The organism is Streptomyces hawaiiensis (genome assembly GCF_004803895.1).
GTDB lineage: Bacteria > Actinomycetota > Actinomycetes > Streptomycetales > Streptomycetaceae > Streptomyces > Streptomyces hawaiiensis.
Genome location: NZ_CP021978.1, coordinates 8,427,466 through 8,449,295, shown reverse-complemented (window position 1 = coordinate 8,449,295; position 21,830 = coordinate 8,427,466). Strand labels below are relative to the sequence as shown.

The window sequence follows — 21,830 nt, the reverse complement described above, 5'->3', positions numbered from 1 at the left end:
AGGATGGCCGGCACCGCTCTCGCACCCGGCAAGGTGCGTGTCAAGACGTCCGAGAAGCGCGGACACCGCTCCCGCATCGCCCTGGTCAACGCCGTGCCCGTCACGGTGTTCCTGCTGGTGTTGTTCGTCTACCCGATCATCGGGGTGCTCTCCCTCAGCCTGGAGGGCGACAGTGGCGGCTTCACCCTGCACTGGTACGCCGACGCCCTCAGCGGTGTGAACCTGTCGGTGCTGATGTCCACCCTGCGGATCTCCGCCGAGACGGCGGTGCTGAGTCTGCTGGTGGGTTTCGTCCTGGCGCACGCCATCGCCCGGATGCGGCCGGTGTTCGCGGCGCTGGCGATGCTGATCGTGGTCGTGCCGCACTTCATCAGCGCCCTGGTGCGCACCTACGGGTGGATCATCATGCTCGGTGAGCACGGGCTCATCAACACCCTGCTGACCTCCGTGCACGCTCCCGGGGCCCCGTATTCGCTGCTGTACAACGAGACCGGTGTGGTCATCGGCACCACCTCCGTCATGCTCCCCTACACCGTCCTGGTCCTCCAGGGCGTGATGCGCGGGGTCGACGGCCGGCTCCTGGCCGCGGCGGCAGGCTTCGGCGCCTCCCGCCTGACGATCTTCACCAGGATCTATCTGCCGCTGGTCGCGCCCGGCATCGGCACCGCGGGCCTGCTCAGCTTCATCCTGTGCCTGGGCTACTACATCACCCCCGCCCTGATGGGCGGCGACAAGCAGACCGTCGTCGCCGCGCTGATCGACCAACAGGTGATGAAGCAGGACCAGTGGAACTCCGCCGCCGCCTTCGGCGTCATCCTGCTCCTGCTCACCTTCGCCGGCCTGGGCGTGCTCGGCCTGGCCAAGCTCCGCCGCAAGAAGACGGCCGCACGAAGGAGCAGCTCATGATGGAACTGCCCCCCACCCGGGCCGGACACATCGGCCGCGGCCTGAGCGCCACCGCGATCCTGCTGTTCCTGGCCATGCCCATCGTGATCATCCTGGTCACCTCCTTCGGCGCGGACGGCATCGGAACCTTCCCGCCGCAGGAGTACAGCACCCGCTGGTACGAGCAGATGGCCGCACCCGGCGGCAACTGGGCCACCTCCATCGCCCTGTCCAGCCTCATCGCCTCGCTGACGACGGTGTTCTCCCTGATCCTGGGCGTCACCGCCGCCATGGCCCTGGCCCGTGGCCGGCTGCCCCTGCACGCCGCGGTCTACGGGCTGGTCCTGGCTCCGATGCTCATCCCGCAGGTGGTCATCGCGCTCGGCCTGTTCCTGTTCTTCGAACCCGCCGGCATGCTCGGCAGCCCCCTGGCCATCGCCCTCGGCCACACCGTGCTCGCCGCACCCATCGCCGTCCTCATCATGATCTCCACCCTGAAGGGCATCGACGAACGACTCGAAGACGCCGCGGCCAGCATGGGCGCCAGCCGGATGACCATCGCCCGGCGCATCACCTTCCCGCTGGCCACCCCCGGCCTGATCGCGGCAGCGGTGTTTTCGTTCATCACCAGCTTCGACGAGTTCTTCATCGCCCAGTTCCTGTCCACCCCCGACACCCGAACCCTGCCCGTGCTCGTCTTCAACGCGCTGCAGTTCGACGTCGACCCGACCGTCACCGCGGTCAGCGCCGTCCTCATCGCCCTGGCCATCCTCGCCCTCGCCCTGGTCGCCCTCGTCCGCAAACTCGGCGGACACCGCAACCAGCAAGGCGGCTTCCTCCCGACGGAACCCCTCGCCTGATTCGGGAGTCCTTCCTTCTCATCGAGAAGAGCGAGCTGTTCGGGTTCATGGGCTTCTGAACCAGCGGGCCGGGCGTCTCTCCCCCGGTGCCCGGCCCCGCTCCCCCTCGGCCTGCTTCAGCGTCACGACGGCGGCCGTCGATCCGCACCACCACCCGCATCAAGACCTCAAGGAGAAGACCAGCCATGACCACGCCCGTCGTCCGTGATGTTCCCAAGCAGCTTTTCATCGGCGGCGGTTGGCAGGACGCGGAGTCCGGCCGGACGCTGTCCGTCGACAACCCGGCCACCGGCGAGGAGCTGTGCCGGGTCGCCGACGCCTCTCCCGCCGACGGGCAGCGTGCCGTCGAGGCGGCGGTCGCGGCGCAAGCCGGCTGGGCCGCGACCCCGCCCCGGGTGCGCAGTGAGATCCTGCGCCGCGCCTACGACATCATCATCGCGCGCACCGAGGACCTCGCGCTGCTGATGACGCTGGAGATGGGCAAGCCCCTGGCCGAGGCGCGGGCCGAAGTCGCCTACGGCGCCGAGTTCTTCCGCTGGTTCTCCGAGGAAGCCGTGCGTATCGACGGCGGCATGATGACCGCCCCCGACGGCCGCAACCGCCTCCTGGTCACCCGTCAGCCGGTCGGCCCCTGCCTGCTCATCACCCCCTGGAACTTCCCCCTGGCGATGGGCACCCGCAAGATCGGCCCGGCTATCGCCGCGGGCTGCACCATCGTCCTCAAACCCGCCCCCCAGACCCCCCTGACCAGCCTCGCCCTCGCCGCGATCCTGAAGGAAGCAGGCCTGCCCGACGGCGTGCTGAACATCATCGTCACCACCGACGCCGCCGGCGTCGTCGAGCCCCTGCTGCGCGGCGGGCAGATCCGCAAACTCTCCTTCACCGGCTCCACCGGCGTCGGCCGGATCCTGCTGGCCCAGTGCGCCGACACCGTCATCCGCACCAGCATGGAACTGGGCGGCAACGCCCCCCTCATCGTCTTCGACGACGCCGACCTCGACACCGCCGTCGAAGGCACCATGGTCGCCAAGATGCGCAACATGGGCGAATCCTGCTGCGCCGCCAACCGCATCTACGTCCACACCACCGTCGCCGAGGAGTTCGCCACCCGCCTGGCCACCCGCATGGCCGCGCTGAAGGTCGGCGACGGCACCCAACCCGGCACCGACGTCGGCCCCCTCATCGACACGGCCGGCCGCAGCAAGGCCCACGACCTCGTGCGCGACGCCGTCAAGCGCGGCGCCACCGTCCTCACCGGCGGCGAACTCCCCGAAGGCCCGGGCTCCTTCTACCCACCCACCGTCCTCACCGGCATCACCCCCGACGCCGCCATCAACGACACCGAGATCTTCGGCCCCGTCGCCGCGATCCGTACCTTCGACACCGAGGACGAGGCCGTCACCGCCGCCAACGACACCGAATTCGGCCTCGCCTCCTACCTGTTCACCCAAAACCTCGACCGCGCCCTGCGCGTCGCCGAACGCCTCGAAAGCGGCATGATCGGCCTCAACACCGGACTCGTCTCCAACCCCGCCGCCCCCTTCGGCGGCGTCAAACAGTCCGGCCTCGGCCGCGAAGGGGGCCGCGTCGGCATCGGCGAGTTCCTCGAGTACAAGTACATCGCCATCCCCACCGGAGCCTGACATGCCCGACCGCCTCGTCGTCCTGTACCGGGGCAACCGGCCACCCGCCACCGGGCTCATCGAACGCCTCGCGGACACCGTCTACGCCACCGAAGAGGAACTGCCCTACCTCCTCCCCGGCGCCGACGCCCTCCTGGCCTGGGTGACCATCACCCCCGCCATCCGCGAAGCCTGGCCCGACAACCCGGAGAAGGCACCCCGCTGGGTCCACGCGGCCTCCGCGGGCGTGGACTCCTTCCTGTTCCCCGCCCTGGTGGAGGATCCCGGTGTCACGCTCACCAACTCGAGCGGTGTGTACAACGAGCCGATCGCCGAGTACGTCCTCGGCCTGATCCTCGCCCTCGCCAAGGACTTCCCCGGCACCTGGGAGCACCAGCAGCACCGCGAATGGCGTCCTCACCAGAGCGAGACGATCAGTGGCCGCACCGCGCTGGTCTGGGGCACGGGACCCATCGGCAGAGCCATCGCCCGACTGCTGCGCGCCGCCGGCATGCAGGTCTGCGGCGCCGGCCGCAAGGCCCGCACGGACCACCCCGACTTCGGCACGGTCCACGACTCCGCCACCCTGCACTCCGCCTTGGCGGAGGCAGACTACGTCGTCCTGGCCGCACCCCTCACCCCGGACACCCGGGGCATGGTCGACGCCCCCGTGCTCGCCGCCATGAAGCCGGGGGCGCGTCTGATCAACGTGGCCCGGGGCGGGCTCGTCGACGAGGAGGCGCTGGTCGGCCACCTCGCCGCCGGACGCCTCGCCGGCGCCGCCCTGGACGTGTTCGCCCAGGAACCGCTGCCCGCCGAATCGCCGCTGTGGGACATGCCGGGTGTCATCGTCTCGCCGCACATGGCGGGCGAGACCATGAGTGAGAGGGAAGGACTCATCGAGCTGTTCCTGGACAACCTCCGTCGCCGCGCCGAGGGCCTACCGCTGCGCAACGTCGTCGACAAACGTCGCGGATACGTGGTGGACTCCAACCCACCACCTCTGTGAAGGCAGTACTTTTCCTGGTAAACACTGACTAAAGCCGCACGAGGCAAAGGCCGGCCGGGATTCACCCTCCGTCACGGATCGTCCAGAAGGCACTGTGGAGGCAGCCGGTGGGAGACATCGCATTCGACCGCAGAGCCTTCCTGACCGGTGCCGGAGGGATCGCCGTCGGCGCAGCTACCACATCGCTCACGGCCTGTGAGACGCGCACCGGGCGGAATGTCGCCGAGAGCAGCAAAATGCTCATCGTCCGGAACTTCGGCGGCTCCTACGACGAGGCGAACCGGAGGGCCGTCTACGACCCGTTCACCAGAGAGACCGGCATCCGGATCAAGGTGGTGAACTTCGGGCACGAGCAGATGCTCGCCCAGGTCAAGGAGGGCCGTCCGCGGTTCGACGTCATGGACATCGACATGTCCAATCTGGTGCTCTTCGAACACGAGGGCGCCTCCGAGCCACTGGACTACGGCCGGTTGAAGAACACCAGAAACGCCGGCATCGCCCAGTCACTGCTCACCCCCAACGGTGTGGGCAAGAGCTACTGGGCCAGTGTTCTCGCCTACCGCACCGACGCCTTCGGCCGGCGGAAGCCCGAGTCGTGGGCGGACTTCTGGAGTCTCGGACGCTTCCCGGGCCGCCGCGCGCTCCAGGGGGAGGTGGACTGGCCGGAACTGGAGTTCGCGCTGCTCGCGGACGGTGTGCCGCTCGAGCGGCTCTACCCCCTCGATGTAGACCGCGCCTTCAAGGTCATGGACGAGATCAGAAGCTCCGTGCGGATGTTCTGGGAGTACGGCGCGGAGCCGGGTGAGCTGCTGACCCGCGGCACTGTCACGGCCTCCAGCACCTGGGCCGGCCGGCTCCAGAACCTGCTCGGACGCGGGACTCCCCTCGCCTACGAGTGGAACGGCGCCCGCAGGCAGAGCAACGGCTACGGAATCCCCAAGGGCGCCGCGAACCCGGATGCCGCCTACCGGCTCATCGATTTCGCGCTGCGGCCCGAGGTACAGGCCCACATGGCCCGGCTCTACCCCGACGGCCCCGTGGTGCCCGCCGCCTACGGGTACCTCACCGAGTCCACCGCCGCGCATCTGCCGAGTACTCCTGGCCACTTGCTGTCGGGCTTCGACCTGGACATCGAGTGGTGGCTCGAGAACCGTGACCCCGTGACCAGACGCTGGCAGAGGTGGGCTCGCACCTGACCGACTGAATGCAGCCATATGGCTGAATATGAACGTGCATGGTAAAGAGTCGGTATGGCCCGGCACCCCGGTCGATTCTCGGCCTTCCGCTCCTCCCCGCGCAGCGGCGGGCGTACCCACTCGGCCTCACGACGGCGAGGGCGCCAGGACGCGCAGCAGGAGCCCGGCGTCCGGCCCACGGGAGCACGATGGCGGGCCCTGCCGAGAGTACGCAGTGTCGCCGGCCAGGTGTTCCTGCTGCAGTTGGTGATCATGGTGCTGTTCGCCGCCGTCGCGGGAGGAGCACTCGTCGTGCAGGCGCGGGAGTCGAGCACACAGGAGGCGCGTCAGCTCTCGAAGGGCGTCGCCCAGTCCTTCGCGCGGGCCCCGGGGACGCTGGACGCCATGAAGTCCGGCGACCCCACCGAACTGCTCCAGCCGCGGGCGGAGGACACCCGGAAGAACACCGGCGTCGACTACGTGGTGACCTTCGATCCCCAGGGCTTCCGCTGGACCCACCCCGACCCGAAGCTGATCGGCAAGCACATCTACGCCGTGCGCGAGGGCGGCGCCGCCGACCGGCCGTTCACCAAGACGTTCGAAGGCAGTCTGGGCCTTGCCGTGGACACGACCGTCCCGGTCTACGACACCAACGGACTCACGGTCGTCGGTTTCGTGTCGGTCGGGGTCACCGTGGCCAGTGTGGACGACGTGGTGCAGGATCAACTGCCGCAGCTGCTGGGGTTCGCCGGAGGCGCGCTCGCGGTCGCAGCGGGTGGCACCGCACTGGTCTCGTGGCGGTTGCGGCGGCAGACCCGCGGCCTGGATCCGTCCGAGATGACGCGGATGTACGAGCATCACGACGCGGTGCTGCACGCGGTGCGGGAGGGCGTGCTGATCATCGGGAGCGACGGCCGGCTGCTGCTCGCGAACGACGAGGCGCGGCGGCTGCTGGGCCTGCCCGCGGATGCCGAGGAGCGCCGGGTCACGGATCTCGGTCTCGAGGCGGGCACCGCCGAGCTGCTGGGCTCGGGCCGGCCGGTCACCGACGTGGTGCACCTTGCGGGCGACCGGCTGCTGGCCGTCAACGTACGGCCGGTCGACCCCGACGACCGTGCCTCGGGCAGCGTGGCCACACTGCGCGACACGACGGAGCTGCGGGCCCTGGCGGGCCGGGCGGAGGTGGCCCGGGAGCGGCTGGGGCTGCTGTACGAGGCGGGGGTACGGATCGGAACCACGCTGGACGTGGTGCGTACCGCGCAGGAGCTGGCCGAGGTGGCGGTCCCCCGGTTCGCCGACACCGCCACGGTCGACCTGCTGGATCCGATCCTGCGCGGTGCGGTGTCGGCCGGGCCCGGTCGCGAGATGCGCCGGGTGGCGGTGCACGGCGTCGGCGGTGCCCGGTCCCTCTATCCGGTGGGTGAGCTGCTCCGCTTCGTCCCCACGTCGCCGGCGGCCGTCGGTGCCGAGCGCGGCCGTGCGGTCCTGGACGTCGACCTGACCGCTTCGGGCGGCTGGATGAGCGCCCAGGACCCCGATCGGGCGAGGCGCGTGCTGGACCTCGGTTTCCACTCCCTGATCACGGTGCCGCTCCAGGCCCGCGGTGTGGTGCTGGGCATGGCGAGCTTCTGGCGCTCCGACGGCGCCCCCTTCGGCAGGGAGGATCTGGCCTTCGCCGAGGAACTGGCCGCGCGGGCCGCGGTCGCCGTCGACAACGCCCGCCGCTACACCCGCGAGCACACGCTGGCCGAGTCGCTGCAGCGCAGCCTGCTGCCGAGCTCCCTGCCCGACCACTCGGCCGTCGAGGTCGCCCACCGCTACCTGCCCGCTTTGGAGGGCGTGGGCGGCGACTGGTTCGACGTGATCCCGTTGCCCGGTGCCCGGGTTGCCCTGGTGGTCGGCGACGTGGTGGGCCACGGCCTGCACGCCGCGGCCACGATGGGCCGGCTGCGTACCGCAGTGCACAACTTCTCCGCCCTCGACCTGCCCCCGGACGAGCTCCTCGGGCACCTGGACGAACTGGTCGCACGGATCGACAGCGACGAGAACGGGGAGCGGGACGCCGAGAGCGTCGTGGGCGCCACCTGCCTCTACGCCATCTACGATCCGGCCTCCGGAATCTGCTGCCTGTCCCGGTCCGGGCATCCGGAACCGGCCCTGGTGCACCCCGACGGCACCGTGGAGTACCTGCGGGTGCCCGGTTCACCGCCGCTCGGTCTGGGTGGCGCCGAGCCCTTCGAGACCGCCGAGGTCACCCTCCCCGAGGGTTCGCGGCTGGTCTTCTACACGGACGGTCTGGTCGAGGACCGGGAGCGGGGCATCGACACCGGTCTGGAGGCGTTGCGGCACGCTCTGGCCGGCACTCGCCGCACTCCGGAGGAGACCTGCCAGGACGTCCTCGACGCGTTGCTTCCCGCCCGGTCGAGCGACGACATCGCCCTGCTCGTCGCCCGCACCCGGCTGCTGGACCCCTCCCAGGTGGCCGAGTGGGACGTGCCCGGCGATCCGGCCGTCGTCGCGGGCGTCAGGGCGGACGTCACCGGGCGGCTCAGGACCTGGGGACTGGAGGAGATGGCCTTCACGACCGAGTTGATCGTGAGCGAGCTGGTCACCAACGCCATCCGCTACGGCATCGAACCGATCCGGCTGCGGGTGCTGCGCGACGACGACAGCCTGATCTGCGAAGTCGCAGACGGCAGCAGCACCTCACCCCACCTGCGCAGGGCCGCGATCACCGACGAGGGCGGGCGGGGACTGTTCCTCGTCGCCCGGTTCGCCCAGCGGTGGGGCACGCGGTACATGGCACGCGGCAAGGTGATCTGGACCGAACAGTCCACGCGGAGCCCGGCCGCCGAACCCGAGGAGGTGTCGGCCGACGCCCTGCTGGACCAATGGGAGGACGCGGCCTGGTGAGGCAGCTCGTCACCTGCCGATGCCGTACACCTTGCGGATCGTCTCTTCGACGTCCCAGCGGCCGGACCATCCCTTGGGCTGGACGATGACATCACTTGCGGAGATCTCGAAGGTCCCTCCCTTGGCGGCGTCGGTGACGAGCGCGCGGCCGCTCAGGATGTAACAGGTCTCGGTGTCCTCGCGCTCCTCGGCGGGCCACCGCGGGCTGGGATGCCCAGACACCGCCGTTCCCTCCGGGCAGAACGGTGGCTCGCGACGTGCCGACCGGACCCCGGCTGATCATTGTGCAGCAGGGCACGGCCGAACGGGCCTGTGCGGACGACCTGCGCGAGGACGGTGTCGATTCGCCCGTCGCGGCCGAGACGGAACATCGGGCGTCGGTGCTGCCGATGGCGCCGGAGGGGGTGGGGCCGGCGGTAGTGACCGACCCTGGCGGCGGACGGCGGGCGCCCTGGTGCTCGATCCGGAACCGAACGCCAATCTGCGAAATGGCCGCCATATAGGACCACCTTATAAGGCACATCGGGATTGTGTCTTGGACGCGCTGCCCGGCCCGCTGCTGCAATCGGCCGTATGACGAACCAGAACCACCGCATCGCCCTCATCCCCGGTGAAGGAATCGGGACCGAGGTGCTGCCGCCCGCCCGGCGATTCCCGAAGGTGCCGGCCCCCTTCTGCAATGGCACAGCCTGGTTCCTGCCGCTCGGCGGCGCTTACCACAAGGCGATGGACAAGTCGTTCTGAGCCGAGACCGCCGGCGGTGACGCTGCGCAGCATTTCCGCGACGCGGTCGTGGGAACTGGCCGAGCGGTGCGTCGCGGGGATCACGGCCGACACCGAGACGCTGCGGGCGGCGGTGGTGAACCAATCGGCCTGGTCACCGCCCTCAACCCGTCCATCGGCTACGAGGCGGCCACGACCATCGCCAAGGAGGCCCTCGCCACCGGACCCGCAGTCGCCGAACTCGTCCTGGACAAGGACCTCCTGCCCGCCGGCACCCTCGGCGAGCTGCTCCGTCCCGAGGTCGTCGCGGGGCCCGGTCAAGCCCTGGCGTGACGTGATCAAGCGCGGCCTCGACTGACGTTCCCCCACTCGACTACGCGTAACAGGTCAGGAATTCGCCATGTCTCTACCCCTCCATGCCCAAACGCGGCCCGTCCCCGAGGCAGGGGTGCTGGAAGGGCTGCCTCCAGTCCACGAGGTGAGCGCCGCGGAAGTGGCCGCCCGCGTAACCGGCGGCCCCCGTCTCGTCGTCCTCGACGACGATCCGACCGGCACCCAGACGGTCGCCGACGTGCCCGTCCTGACCTCCTGGACGGTGGACGACCTGTGCTGGGCGCTGCGCCAGGACAGCGCCGTCTTCTTCGTCCTCACCAACACCCGCAGCCTGTCCCCCGAGGACGCCGCCGCCCGTAACCGCGAGGTGGTCCGCGCCCTGCACGCGGCGTCGGCGGCCGAGGACACCGGTTACGTCCTGGCCAGCCGTGGGGACTCGACGCTGCGCGGCCACTTCCCGCTGGAGACCGACGTCCTCGCCGAAGAGCTGACCGAGCTGGACGGCAAAGCTCCGGACGGAGTGGTACTGGTCCCCGCCTACATCGAGGCGGGCCGGCTGACCGTCGGCTCCAACCACTGGATGCGGACGGCCGACGGGCTGCTCCCGGTCGGCGAGAGCGAGTTCGCCCGCGACGCCACCTTCGGCTACCGCAGCTCGTCGCTGCCCGAGTGGGTCGAGGAGAAGACGGGCGGACGCACACCCGCGGACGAGGTCCTGCGCGTCACCCTCGACGACCTGCGAGGTGGGGGCCCGGCGCACACGGCGCGGCTGCTGTCGTCGCTGCGCGGCGGACGCACGGCCGTGGTCGACGCGGTGTGCGACGACGACCTGCGGGTGCTCGCCCTGGCCCTCGCGGAGGCGGAGGAGAACGGCACGCGGCTGCTGTACCGGGTCGGGCCGTCCTTCGTCAGGGCCCGCGCCGGACAGGCGGCGCGGGCACCGCTCACCCCGGCCGAACTGCGCCCGCTGCGCGGGGACGCACCGCACGGTCTCATCGTCGTGGGGTCTCATGTTGCCCTGACGACACGGCAGTTGGACCGGCTGCGGGAGCGAGGCGGGATCGCCGAGTACGAGCTGGACGTGGCCCTGCTGCTCGACGAGGAGCGGCGTGACGCCCACGTCGCCGAGGTCGCGGCCGCGGCCGCCGGGGCCCTGGACGCGGCGGACGCCGTTATCCGCACCTCTCGCGTGCTGGTGACGGGTGCCGACGCGGACGACAGCCTGGCGATCTCCCGCAGGGTCTCCGCCGCGCTGGTGGAGGCCGTGCGTCAGGTCAACGCCGCCCGGCGGCCCGCTTTCGTCGTCGCCAAGGGCGGTATCACCTCCAGTGACACCGCCACCCATGGACTGGAGATCCGCCGTGCCTGGGCCCGGGGCACGCTGCTGCCCGGCATCGTCTCGCTCTGGGAGCCCGTGGACGGCCCCGCCGCCGGCATCCCCTACATCGTCTTCGCCGGGAACGTCGGGGGCACCGACGCCCTCGCCGACGCTCTTGACCTGCTGAGGAGTGCCTGATGCTGCTGCACGGAACCGATGCCCTGAAGGAGGCCGCGGCCGCCGGTCACGCACTGCCCGGGTTCGTCGCCTACAACCTGGAGACGGTCCAGGGCATCACGGCCGCCGCCGAGGCAACCGGACGGCCGGTCGTCATCCAGGCGGGCTCCAGCCCTTTCAAGCACGCTGGGCGCGACGCCCTGATGCGGCTGGCGCTGGACGCGGCCGGACGCTCCGCCGCCCGCCTCGGGGTGCACCTCGATCACAGCCGGGACCTGGACGAGATCACCGCCTGTCTGGAGGCCGGCTACACCTCCGTCATGGTCGATGGCTCCCATCTGCCGTTCTCCGAGAACATCGCGTTGACGAAGGAAGCGGTCCGGCGGGCTCGTGACCACGGTGCCTGGGTGGAGGCCGAGCTCGGTGCCCTGCCGGGCGACGAGGACGTCTCCACCGACGCCGTCGCGCAGGCCGCGGCGATGACCGATCCGCAGCAAGCGGCCCGTTTCGTGGCCGCGACGGGCGTGGACGCACTCGCCGTCGCCGTCGGCAACGTCCACGGCTTCACCAGGCACCCGGTCCGCCTGGACCTGGAGCGGCTGGCCGCGATCCACGAGTCCGTACCGGTCCCGCTCGTCCTGCACGGCGCCAGTGGTCTGCCCGTCGAGGAGTTGCACGGCGCCCTCGCCCGAGGCGTCGCCAAGGTCAACGTCAACGCCGAACTGCGCCGCGCCTGTCTGGAGGCCGTCCGCGTGACCCTCCCGTCCGCGCTGCCCGGCTCCGACGTCGTCTCGCTGTGGGCGGCGGGCCGCGACGCGGTCCGGGACGCCGCCCTGGAGGTCATCGGCCGCCTGAGCCCCCGCGCCGAGGGGGGAAACGCGTGACGTGAACTCAGCCCCGCTGCCCTCGCCGCAACCCACACAAGACCGTCATACGCCCTTCCGGCCGTGCGCGTTGCGCCCGGTTCGCACCGCTCTGTCTCGCGCTCCCGTGCCCTCCTCGGCACGCGGGCCGATACCGCACCCTGTTGGAGCCACCATGTCCACCACTCCCTCGATCGCCGTGCTGCACACCAGCCTGCTGTTCATCAACCCCGATTCGCTCATCAACGAGTACCTCGCGGAACTCGCGCCGGACACCAAGGTTCTGCACTTCGTCGACAGCGACGTGCTCGCAGCCGTGGTGCGCGACGGTGAGGTCTCACCTGCCAGCACGCAGCGCATGCTGCACCTGGCCCAGGCCGCGGAGTCCGCGGGGGCCGACGTCATCTTCTCCGCCTGCTCCTCGGTCGGTCCGGCCATCGACGTGGCCCGACGCCTGGTCTCCGTCCCGATCGTCAAGATCGACGACGCGATGACCGCGTCGGCGGTCAAGAGCGCGGACGCCGTCGGCGTCCTGGCGACGGTCCCCACGACGCTGCCGCCGACCCGTGCCCTCGTCGAGGAGAAGGCACGGGCGGCCGGTCGTGACATCAGCGTCCAGGAGCGGCTCTGCGAGGGCGCCTTCTCGGTGCTGATGTCCGGTGACCGCGACAACCACGACGCGATGGTGCTGGAGGGGGCACGGGCGCTGGCCACGGAGGTCGACGCGATCGTGCTGGCCCAGGCGTCCATGGCACGGCTGGCTCCCGCGATCGCCGAAGCCGTCGGCAAGCCCGTGCTCTCCAGCCCGCGCAGCGGAGCGGAGGACGCGGTGCGTGTACTGCACGAGCGGGCGGCTGCACTTGTCCATGCCACAGAGATGCGGTCTTCGTGAGGCGTGGCGTCGTGACCGGCCGATGACCGGCGCGCTCAAGGACGCCACCGGCACCGCGGTGATCCCGATGCACGTCTCGGGAATCGCCCTTGTCGTCGCAGCCGCAGCGCTGCTCACCACCGAGAAGCACGTCGTCAACCACCGCCTCTGGCCGTCCCCGGCCGGACCACAGGAGCCAGCATGCCGAGGTTCGCAGCGAACCTGACCATGATGTACAAGGAGCACGATTTCCTCGACCGCTTCGCCGCGGCCTCGGCCGACGGCTTCCAGGCCGTCGAGTACCTCTTCCCCTATGCGTACGAGGCCGCCGAGCTGCGCCGCCGACTCGACGACCACGGCCTCGAGCAGGTGCTCTTCAACGCACCTGCCGGAGCGTGGGAGGCCGGGGAGCGCGGCGTGGCGGCACTGCCCGGACGCGAGGCGGAGGTGCGTTCCGGGGTCGACCGGGCGCTGGAGTACGCTGCGGCGCTGGGCTGCCCGCGGGTGCACCTGATGGCCGGGCTGGTCCGACCGGACGCGACACCGGCCGAGCGGGCCAAACACCGCGACACCTACCTGACCCACTTGCACTGGGCCGCGGAACGGGCCGCCGCGGCGGGCGCCGACATCCTCATCGAGCCGATCAACGGCCGCGACATGCCCGGCTACTTCCTGAGCACCCAGGCCGAGGCCCACGCCGTCGTGCAGGAGGTGGGAGCCTCGAATCTCAAGGTGCAACTCGACCTCTACCACTGCCAGATCGTCGAAGGCGACCTCACCGCGACCCTGCGCCGCGACCTGCCGACCGGCCGGGTCGGTCATCTGCAGATCGCGGGCGTCCCCGACCGAGGCGAGCCCGACCGGGGCGAGCTCGACGTCCACCACCTGTTCGACGTCGTCGACGAGCTGGGCTTCGACGGGTGGACCGGCTGCGAGTACCACCCTCGCGCCGGCACGAGCGAAGGTCTCCGCTGGCTCAGCGACTACCGGAGCCACCGAGGGGGAGGCGCATGAGGTTCGTCATCACGGGTGGCTTCGGCTTGCTGGGACGACAAGTCGCCGCCGCACCGCGCTCGTGGATGTCGTGCGGGGCGACCTGATCGGCCACCTCGACGAGGTGTTCGGTGAGCCGGTGGACGCAGGGTGTTCGGTGAGCCGGTGGACGCAGGGATCCACCTCGTCTCCGCTTTCCCGGCCGGATGCGAGGCCGATATCGACCTCTGCATGAGCGCCGACGTGGACACGGTCCGCGCGCCGCCGCTTGACACAATGTCCGAATATCGTGCCCGCAACCGACAGATCACCCGTCGGCTCCGTGCGGGACTGCGGAGATACTCAGTGGACCGCAACAGTCGCACCATCCACGCCGCCGGGGTGCAGGCCCGTTCGAGCATCATGCCCGGGCGCGGTCGATCCGGTGCTTGCCGAGGTCGCCCATCAGGTCGCCTTCGGTGATCGGCACGCCCCTGGAAGGCGCTGGGTCGGGTGTCGCGAGCTTTACCGGCCCCGTGACCGCCCGACCCGGACACATCGGGTCCGCTGAGGCCGTCGACATCGCCATGGAAGCCCTCGCCACCAGCCGATGCGTGGCCTGACTCCTTCAGGACGATGGCCTGCTGCCCGCCGAGACGCTCGCCGATCTGCTGCGCGCCGACACCGTGGCCGGCAGCCGTCAGGGCTTGGTCCGAGATGCGCGATGAGCCTGGTCGAACTCGGCCCGGTGACGCTTGGTATGTCCGATCCCTGTGTGCGCGATTACCAGAACCAGTAGAGGAAAAAGCATGTCGCTTCTGAAGACCCTCGATACCGACCCCTCCTTTGCCCCCCTCGAGTCCGGCCCGCTGCCGGAGCGCCTGATCTCCGGCAACCCGGCTTACAAGACCTGGGCCCAGGACGCCGCCCGCGGGGAAACGATCAAAACGGGCGTCTGGGAAGCCACGCCCGGCGAGACGCACTCGATCAAGGGCGAGACCTTCGAGTTCTGCCACATCCTCTCCGGCGTCATCGAACTCACGCCGGAAGGCGGCGAGCCGGTGGTCTACAAGGCAGGCGACAGCTTTGTCATGAAGCCGGGCTACGTCGGTGTCTGGAAGACCATCGAAACCGTGCGCAAGATCTACCTGATCGTGTCGTAACGCCGATGCCGCAGGGCACGATCGTCGTCGAGTCCTCTCGCGAGGGCAGCCTGTCCAGAAGGCGCTTGCTCTCGATGCCCTGATGACCACGCAGTGGCAGAAATCCGGCTCAGCGATGGACTGTGCGGCGATGGGACCGGGCGGCTACCGCCCGGTCCCATCCGTATTGCTCGGCGTCGCCGCGCAGGCAGCAGGCGCCCTCCAGCGCCTCGCGCAAGCGGCAAAGGCGAGTAGCACGCGCCCCGGCCGGTAGGAGCTACCGGCCGGGGCGCGTGCTACTCGCCTTCAGGCGGGGTGCGTCTCGTCGACCACGTGCCCCCGCCGCTTGTCCACCACGTACGCAACGGCCGGCCCTCGATGTGCCGGGTGAGGGGGCGTGCGTCGCGCGTCAGATGCCGAGCATGGTGTTGAGCTCGTCCAGGGACTTCACCGTCACGTAGTCGTAGCCGTGGGTGACCGGGTCGCAGCCGCGGTCCAGGAGGACCAGGTTGCGGAAGCCCATGTCGTGCATCGGCATCAGGTCGTAGCGGGTGTGCGAGGAGACGTGCACGAAGTCCTCGGGAGACGCGTCGAGCTGGTCGAGCATGTACTCGAAAGCGGCGTAACGGGGCTTGTAGTAGCCGGCCTGTTCCGCCGTGTAGACCGCGTGGAAGTCCGCCCCGAGCCGGGGCACGCTCTCCTCGAGGAAGGAGTCATCGGCGTTGGAGAGGATGACCAGCTTGTAGTTCTCGCCCATCTTCTTGAGCGGCTCGGGAATGTCGGCGTGCGGGCCCCAGCTGCGCACGCCGTCGGCGAGCCGCTTGCCCGCGTCCGGGCCCGCCTTCACACCCCACTTGCGGCAGACCCGCTCGAAGGAGTCCTGCAGCACCTGCTCGTAGGCGTAGTACTCGCCGCGGACCTGGTCGTAGCGGTAGCCCCGGAACTCCTTGACGAACTGGTTCCACTGCTCGGCCGGGATCTGGTCGCCGACGAGTTCATGGGTGATGGGGGTCATCGGCCACTCGATCAACGTGCCGTAGCAGTCGAACGAGACGTACTTCGGGCGGAACTGGAACGAGGGAATGGGCATGGAAGTGCTCCGCTTTCTTGTTTGGGGGAACTGGTTACCGCCGGCCTGGCCCTTTTCGGACATGCTCTGACAGAGATGTGCAGGTGGAGGGTGATGCCGTCGACAATCGCCGGGGGTCAGGCGGCGCCGACTCCTGCCGGAGCGAGGAAGTCGATGGGGTGCGTCGTGGTGCCGTCGAGTGCCAGGTCGGCGCCGATCTCGCCCATCGCGGGCGAGAACTTGAAGCCGCTGCCGGAGAATCCGGCCATGACGATGATGTCGTCCTCGCCGGGGAGATGGCCTACGAGCGGGTACCCGGACGGCGAACCAGGCGGATTCGTGTAGCCCTCCATGTAGGCCGACGTCCTGATGGGGTCGGGGTTCAGGTCGGGCATGAGTTCACTGATGAGCTCGTGGAAGACGTTGAGTTCTTCGGGGCGGACCGTACGGTCGAGCCGTTCGGGCTCGGGCACCGACGCGTGGTACCTGAAGGACAGACCGAGCTTGACGGAGATGCCGTCGGGCGACGGGATGCCGAAGCAGTCGTGGGGTGTGCCGCGCAAGAAGGCGGGAGCGCCGCCCGCGAACCAGTCGTGGCGGGTGGGCAGGTGCCAGGAGCAGATCACCCGGCGGACCTCGACGGTCCGTGGGAGGTCCGGGAGCAGGGTGTTGATCCAGGGGCCCACGGTCACCACGGCGGCGTCCACGTGGTCCGTGCCGTGGTCGGTGACGATCTGCACGCCGCCTCCAGCCGCGGGGACGATCTCCCGCACCGGGGTGTGGCGGTGCAGCCGGGCGCCCAGCTGCTCGGCACGCCCCGCGGCGGCCTGGATCGACGCCTCCGGCCTGATGATGGAGCCCTGCCGGTCGAGGATGGCGGTGTGCCCGGCCGCGAGACGATGCTGCGGGTAGCGACGGGCGAGGGCGTCGTGGTCCAGTACCTCGTGATCCAGACCATGGGCGGCGCTGGCGGAGAGGAGTAGTTGCATGTCCCGTGAGGCGGTCTCTCCCATCACGAGGCAGCCGCTGCGGCGTCGCAGCGACCGGCTCGTCTCCGCCTGGAGCTGTTCCCACAGCCCGTCCGCGAGCTTCAGCAGCGGAGTGTATCTGGCGTCGCCGAGGTGGACGGCTCGGAACATGCGGCTCTCGCCCCCGGCCGCTCCACGGTCGTGCCCCGGGGCGTACCGGTCGTAGCCGATGACCTCGGCCCCGCGGGCGGCCAGACGCCACATGGTCTGGCTGCCCATACTGCCGGCACCGATGACGGCGACACGCTTCTGGATGCGCATGAGGTCGCTCCTTTCGATGGTGTGGTCTGGGTGGTAGTCGGGCGCCGGCACCGTGCGGACACTGTGGGGCACTTTCCGGTTCGGGCCCCGCTGGGGATGGAGTTCACTTTCCGCCCGGGAAACCTGCACGTCAAACCATGCTTTGTTGCCCGTTGAGGCAGGGGAGACGGCTCAGAGGAGCTCGATCAGCTTGTCGGTGAACTCGGCGGTGGTCGCGGTTCCGCCCAAGTCACGGGTGCGGGCGTCGGTCTTGGCCAGGACCGACGTGATCGCGTCCGTGATGTCCTTGGCCGCGGCGGGATGGCCGAGGTGGTCGAGCATCATGGCCGCGGACCAGATCGCGCCCAGCGGGTTGGCGATGCCCTGGCCCGCGATGTCGGGCGCGGAGCCGTGCACCGGCTCGAACATCGAGGGGAAGTCCCGCTCGGGGTTGAGGTTGGCCGCCGGGGCGACGCCGATGGATCCGGCGACCGCGGCCGCGAGGTCGCTGAGGATGTCGCCAAACAGGTTGGAGGCGACGACGACGTCGAAGCGGGCCGGCTCGAGGACGAACTTGGCCGCGAGCGCGTCGATGTGCTCCTGGTCCCAGGCGACCTGCGGGAACGAGGCGGCCCGCTCGGCGACGAGCTGGTCCCAGAACGGCATGGTGTGCACGATGCCGTTCGACTTGGTCGCGGAGGTCAGGCGGCCGCCACGCCGGGAGGCGAGCGTGAAGGCGTAGTCCAGCACGCGAGTGACGCCGGCCCGGGTGAACACGGCCTCCTGTACGGCGATCTCGTCCGGGAAGCCGCTGTTGAGCCGGCCGCCGACCTCGCTGTACTCGCCTTCCATGTTCTCGCGCACGACAACGAAGTCGACCTCGCCCGGCCGGGCACCGCGCACCGGGCTTTCGATGCCTTCGAAGACACGGATGGGCCGGAGATTGACGTACTGGCGGAAGCTGCGCCGGATGGGGATCAGCAGCCCCCACAGCGAGACATGGTCGGGCACCCCCGGGTATCCCACCGCGCCCAGCAGGATCGCGTCCTTGTCGCGCAGCTGGTCGATCCCGTCGGCGGGCATCATGGCGCCCTCCCGAAGGTACCGCTCGCACGACCAGTCGTACGAGGTGTAGGACAGGCTGAAGCCGTGGCGGCGGCCGAGAACATCGAGCACCAGCTGCGCCGGGGGCAGTACCTCGGCGCCGATGCCGTCGCCGGGGATCAGGGCAATGCGGTGGTTCGTCGTCATGCCGTTGATTGCAACAAGGCGGTCCGTGAGGCGTCCAAGACGCAAAGCGGATCTCCCTTATAAGCGGTGCCTATCAGCTATGGCCTGCCGAGGTCGCGGCCGTGACGAACGCGGCGGCCGCGGGCGACAGGCTGCCGCGGCGGCTGACGAGGGCGATGTCCAAGGTGGTCTCCGGCTCGATGTCCAGGACGCGGGCGCCCAGTCGCCGGGCGAGGTCCCGCCAGGCATCCGTGACCACCGCGAGCCCGACCCCGGCCAGTACCAGGGGCATGAGCGACACCCGGTGCTCGGTCTCCGCGGCGACCGTGAACTCGATGCCCTGCTCCCGCAGCGCGTCGACGTAGGCGCGCATCCCGGTGCCCGACTGCCCGACGATCAGTCGCTGTCCCGCGAGCTCCCGGCACTCCACCGCCGTCCGACCGGAGAACGGGCCGTCGGCCGGCACCACCAGCACAAAACGCTGCCGCCCCAGCGCATGTGAGACGACCTCCTTGTCGGAGACCGGACCCGCGGACGCCAGGAGCCCCAACTCCACGGCCCCGGTGCGCACCATGTCGATCACATCACGCGATGTGAACACCGCATGGATGGCCACAGAGACGCCGGGATACCGGTGACTGAAGGCACTCACCAAGGTCGTCAGCGGCTCCACCGCCTGCGACGGCATCGACGCCATGTCCAGGCGCCCCTCACGCAGCTCATGCACCGCCGCGACACTCGCCCGCGCCGTCTCCAGACTCCGCACGGCCTCCCGGGCAGGCTCGATCAGGGCCCTTCCGGCCTCCGTCAGCACTGCTCTGCGCCCAATGCGATGGAAGAGCTCGGAGCCGAGATCACGCTCCAGTGCCCGCACGGCCTGCGACAGCGACGGCTGCGACACGTACAGAGCCGAGGCCGCACGGTTGAACCCCCCACGATCGACAATCGCAAGGAAGTACTCCAGCTGCCGAATGTCCATACGCGCCTCTGCCCCTCAAGAGATCAACCGACGACTCACATGGTCCCGACCATGGTTGCGTGAAGGATCGCCTCGACGAAGTACGGACCGCCGACGCACCGGCCGCAATCGTCACGGATGCGCGCTCACAGCTCACCGAAGCACTCAATGAAATGGCTGCGGCGCTCAGTCGCAGCCGTCCCAGGCCCAAGGTTCGAAAACAGGCACGACTCCGTTCCCGTGCCGCCCGGCGGGACGTAGGGGCACTTGGTCTTCGAGCGGGAGATCTGGCTGCGGTCCGCGATCGAAGGGCGCGAGCGGAAGGGCCGCCTTGAGCGAAGGCCGCCGTACGGCCGCGCTGATGGCGCCAGTGCGGGCGGGTGACGCCCAGCGGACCGAAGATACGGCGCTCGGCGCGGTCCTGGAGGTCCTGGTCCAGCGCACGAGCGGCCGGCAACTCGCCGAGGGCGGCTCCGAGTTCCAGCCGGCCGTCCCTGACCGCACACCCGACGAGCGAGGACAGCACGCTTTTGGTGACGGAGAAGACGCACCAGGCCTCGTCGACCGCTCGCCGGCCGTACGCGTACGCGGCGGCTGTGCGGCTGCGTGCTCCACGACGAGGTGCTCGGTGTGCGCCGCTATGTTTCCCGCCGGATCCGTGCTTCCGCCACGGCGACGGCGTCGTCCACGGTCAATGGTCCACCGGGCGGGCGGACCCGACGTCTCACGGGGTGCGGAACCCGCGGAACGTCACGTGCTTGCGGGTCTCGAAGCCGAGCCGCTCGTAGAGCGCGAGCGCGCCGCTGTTCGCCTCGGCCACGTGCAGGAAGGGGCGTTCGCCGCGCGCCACGATGCGTGCGGCCAGCGCGCGCAGCAGGCGGACCGCATGGCCCTGTCCGCGTGCCTCGGGGGCGGTGCAGACTGCGCTGATCTCGGTCCATCCGGGAGGCCTCAGCCGCTCTCCCGCCATCGCCACCAGCCTGCCGCCGTCGCGGATGCCGAGGTAGGTGCCGAGCTCGTGTGTGCGGGGCTAGAAGGGCCCCGGCCGGGTCCGCTCGACGAGGTCGAGCATCTCGGGCACGCTCTCCACGCCGAGTTCGACCACGCCGGAGTCGAACTCGGCACGAGAGGGATCCGGGCCGCTGTCGCCGGCCCAGATCATCTGGCGGCCCTCGAGGACGAAGACCGGTTCCCAGTGCGACGGCGGCATCACCGGGCAGCTGAACATGTCGGCGAACTCGCCCGGCCCCAGCAGCTTGGCCAGGTCGGCCCATGCCTCCGGGCCCGGCTCGTCGGATACCGCGGAGAAGGTCGCGACTCCGGGTATGTAGGTGACAGCGCCGCCGAGCCGGCGGGCGAGGTGTGCGTGGTGCCCGCGGAGCGACTCGCCCACCGGGTCGTCGAGTGCGACGGCGTCGCGGAGCCCCGTCATCGTGTTGCGCCCTTCCTGCCCTCTGCCGGTGCCGACCGGCCAGGAGGCCGACGCGGCGTCTTCGGATGCCGGCAGCCATGCTAGTCAGCCCCTCGTGACCGGATCCCGGCGCTACCTGAGATAGGCGGCGAGCGCGAGGTTCTGCCTGCGCACGTCCCCGGCGACGAGTGAGGCGATGCGCTGCGCACCGTAGGTCTCGAAGTGGGTGCGGTCGTTGCAGAAGAACGCGCCGACGGGGCCCGATCCGAAGTCGCCGTTGTGCGGGCAGAAGCGCAGGCTGTTGTAGAGCGAGACGCTCAGCGACTGCAGGTCGACGACCGGCGCCCTGGTGGCGGATCCGACGGCGAAGGTCTCGTTCACGAAGCCGCGGTTCTTCGTCGCCGTGCTTCCGGAACAGGTGATCGCGGCCACCGGGGTGAGCAGCACCGGGTGCGCTCCCCGGGCCAGGGCGGCCTGCACCATCGTGGTCATCAACTGCCGGTAGCGGGCGGGGCCGACGTGCCGGGGGCAGGTCGAGGAGGAGTCGTTGATGCCGAACTGGATGAACAGGTAGTCGCCGGCCTTCATCCCGGTGCTCGCGTTCAGCATCGCCTGCCAGCGTGAGGAGTACGAGTTCGAGGTGAGGCGGCACTCGCCGTCCGAGCCCTTGGTGCCGCTGACGTTCCCCTCGTACAGCCATGTCTGGATACTGCGGCCTCCCACGGCCTGGTTCCTGACGGTGACGTCGGCGTTGAACAGGGCGTCGAACTGGCTGCCCCAGCCGACCGGGCAGCGGGCGGAGCCCGGGTTGGCCATGGTCGAGTCGCCGGCCAGCCACACGGTGACCGGCTGGGCGGCCGCTCGGGGCGCCGGTGCCGCGGCGCCCGCGGTGCCGGCGCAGCGCGTCGCGGTGCTGTCGGCCGCGGAGGCGGCACTGAGTCCGAGGCTCGACAGGGCGATCACCAGCGCGGTGGTGATGACGGTCCGTAGGTTCTTCATCTGTTCCCTCCCAGGGGCGGGCTCCGTCGTAC

At 70.1% G+C, this 21,830-nt stretch carries 18 protein-coding genes and 2 pseudogenes; 13 read left to right on the top strand and 7 right to left on the bottom strand.

The features are described 5' to 3' along the window. The first annotated feature begins 3 nt into the window (after positions 1-3). The 6 genes from CEB94_RS38325 to CEB94_RS38300 all read left to right on the top strand — a co-directional run bounded on the left by CEB94_RS38325 (position 4) and on the right by CEB94_RS38300 (position 8,464). The gene (locus tag CEB94_RS38325; RefSeq protein WP_175436525.1) at positions 4-906 is read left to right on the top strand and encodes an ABC transporter permease; all 903 of its coding nucleotides are present in this window, start codon (positions 4-6) and stop codon (positions 904-906) included. Continuing rightward, positions 903-1,745, top strand: a complete 843-nt coding sequence (locus CEB94_RS38320) for an ABC transporter permease (protein ID WP_246112044.1) — start codon at positions 903-905, stop codon at positions 1,743-1,745. Before CEB94_RS38325 ends, CEB94_RS38320 begins: the two co-directional genes overlap by 4 nt. 185 nt (positions 1,746-1,930) lie before the next feature. Continuing rightward, positions 1,931-3,388, top strand: coding sequence for an NAD-dependent succinate-semialdehyde dehydrogenase (locus CEB94_RS38315; RefSeq protein WP_175436524.1), 1,458 nt, complete (start codon positions 1,931-1,933; stop codon positions 3,386-3,388). A 1-nt stretch (position 3,389) separates the two neighbouring features. Further along, entirely contained in the window at positions 3,390-4,376 is a 987-nt protein-coding gene (locus tag CEB94_RS38310; RefSeq protein ID WP_175436523.1) for a D-2-hydroxyacid dehydrogenase, read from the top strand. 107 nt (positions 4,377-4,483) lie between these two features. Next, entirely contained in the window at positions 4,484-5,572 is a 1,089-nt protein-coding gene (locus CEB94_RS38305; RefSeq protein ID WP_175436522.1) for an ABC transporter substrate-binding protein, read from the top strand. A gap of 54 nt (positions 5,573-5,626) precedes the next feature. After that, the gene (locus CEB94_RS38300; protein ID WP_175436521.1) at positions 5,627-8,464 is read left to right on the top strand and encodes a SpoIIE family protein phosphatase; all 2,838 of its coding nucleotides are present in this window, start codon (positions 5,627-5,629) and stop codon (positions 8,462-8,464) included. Between the two features lie 9 nt (positions 8,465-8,473). Here the strand turns inward: CEB94_RS38300 and CEB94_RS38295 are convergent, their stop codons facing one another. After that, positions 8,474-8,686: a cupin domain-containing protein gene (locus CEB94_RS38295; protein ID WP_175436520.1), complete on the bottom strand. Its 213-nt coding sequence runs from the start codon at positions 8,684-8,686 to the stop codon at positions 8,474-8,476. Positions 8,687-9,037: 351 nt separating this feature from the next. Here CEB94_RS38295 and CEB94_RS38290 point away from each other — a divergent pair, with 351 nt between their 5' ends. From CEB94_RS38290 to CEB94_RS38260, 7 genes and pseudogenes are all read left to right on the top strand, one after another. Continuing rightward, on the top strand, positions 9,038-9,208 hold the full coding sequence (locus tag CEB94_RS38290; RefSeq protein ID WP_175430203.1) for a hypothetical protein: 171 nt from the start codon (positions 9,038-9,040) through the stop codon (positions 9,206-9,208). Between the two features lie 55 nt (positions 9,209-9,263). Continuing rightward, positions 9,264-9,520 (top strand): annotated as a pseudogene (gene aspA / locus CEB94_RS38285) (aspartate ammonia-lyase); the annotation flags it as partial. A 145-nt stretch (positions 9,521-9,665) separates the two neighbouring features. After that, entirely contained in the window at positions 9,666-11,036 is a 1,371-nt protein-coding gene (locus CEB94_RS38280) for a four-carbon acid sugar kinase family protein (protein WP_246112043.1), read from the top strand. Further along, entirely contained in the window at positions 11,036-11,899 is an 864-nt protein-coding gene (locus CEB94_RS38275; protein WP_175436519.1) for a class II fructose-bisphosphate aldolase, read from the top strand. Before CEB94_RS38280 ends, CEB94_RS38275 begins: the two co-directional genes overlap by 1 nt. A 154-nt stretch (positions 11,900-12,053) precedes the next feature. Next, positions 12,054-12,770, top strand: a complete 717-nt coding sequence (locus CEB94_RS38270) for an aspartate/glutamate racemase family protein (protein ID WP_175436518.1) — start codon at positions 12,054-12,056, stop codon at positions 12,768-12,770. A 180-nt stretch (positions 12,771-12,950) separates the two neighbouring features. Further along, positions 12,951-13,763 carry a 2-oxo-tetronate isomerase gene (gene otnI / locus CEB94_RS38265; protein ID WP_175436517.1) on the top strand — a complete coding sequence of 271 codons (813 nt, stop codon included), beginning with the start codon at positions 12,951-12,953 and terminating at the stop codon, positions 13,761-13,763. A 767-nt stretch (positions 13,764-14,530) separates the two neighbouring features. Beyond that, positions 14,531-14,884: a cupin domain-containing protein gene (locus CEB94_RS38260; protein WP_175436516.1), complete on the top strand. Its 354-nt coding sequence runs from the start codon at positions 14,531-14,533 to the stop codon at positions 14,882-14,884. A gap of 388 nt (positions 14,885-15,272) precedes the next feature. Here the strand turns inward: CEB94_RS38260 and CEB94_RS38255 are convergent, their stop codons facing one another. The 6 genes and pseudogenes from CEB94_RS38255 to CEB94_RS38230 form a co-directional block, all read right to left on the bottom strand. Then, positions 15,273-15,953 (bottom strand): haloacid dehalogenase type II, encoded by a 681-nt coding sequence (locus CEB94_RS38255; RefSeq protein ID WP_175436515.1) that lies wholly within the window; start codon positions 15,951-15,953, stop codon positions 15,273-15,275. A 116-nt stretch (positions 15,954-16,069) separates the two neighbouring features. Beyond that, on the bottom strand, positions 16,070-17,221 hold the full coding sequence (gene solA / locus CEB94_RS38250; protein WP_175436514.1) for an N-methyl-L-tryptophan oxidase: 1,152 nt from the start codon (positions 17,219-17,221) through the stop codon (positions 16,070-16,072). A 171-nt stretch (positions 17,222-17,392) separates the two neighbouring features. Then, positions 17,393-18,451: a tartrate dehydrogenase gene (locus tag CEB94_RS38245; protein ID WP_175436513.1), complete on the bottom strand. Its 1,059-nt coding sequence runs from the start codon at positions 18,449-18,451 to the stop codon at positions 17,393-17,395. Positions 18,452-18,524: 73 nt separating this feature from the next. Then, the gene (locus tag CEB94_RS38240) at positions 18,525-19,409 is read right to left on the bottom strand and encodes a LysR family transcriptional regulator (protein WP_175436512.1); all 885 of its coding nucleotides are present in this window, start codon (positions 19,407-19,409) and stop codon (positions 18,525-18,527) included. Positions 19,410-20,112: 703 nt separating this feature from the next. Further along, positions 20,113-20,820: pseudogene (locus CEB94_RS38235) on the bottom strand (GNAT family N-acetyltransferase). 111 nt (positions 20,821-20,931) lie between these two features. Next, complete coding sequence (locus CEB94_RS38230) at positions 20,932-21,798, bottom strand: GDSL-type esterase/lipase family protein (protein ID WP_175436511.1); 867 nt, start codon at positions 21,796-21,798, stop codon at positions 20,932-20,934. Positions 21,799-21,830: the final 32 nt, after the last annotated feature.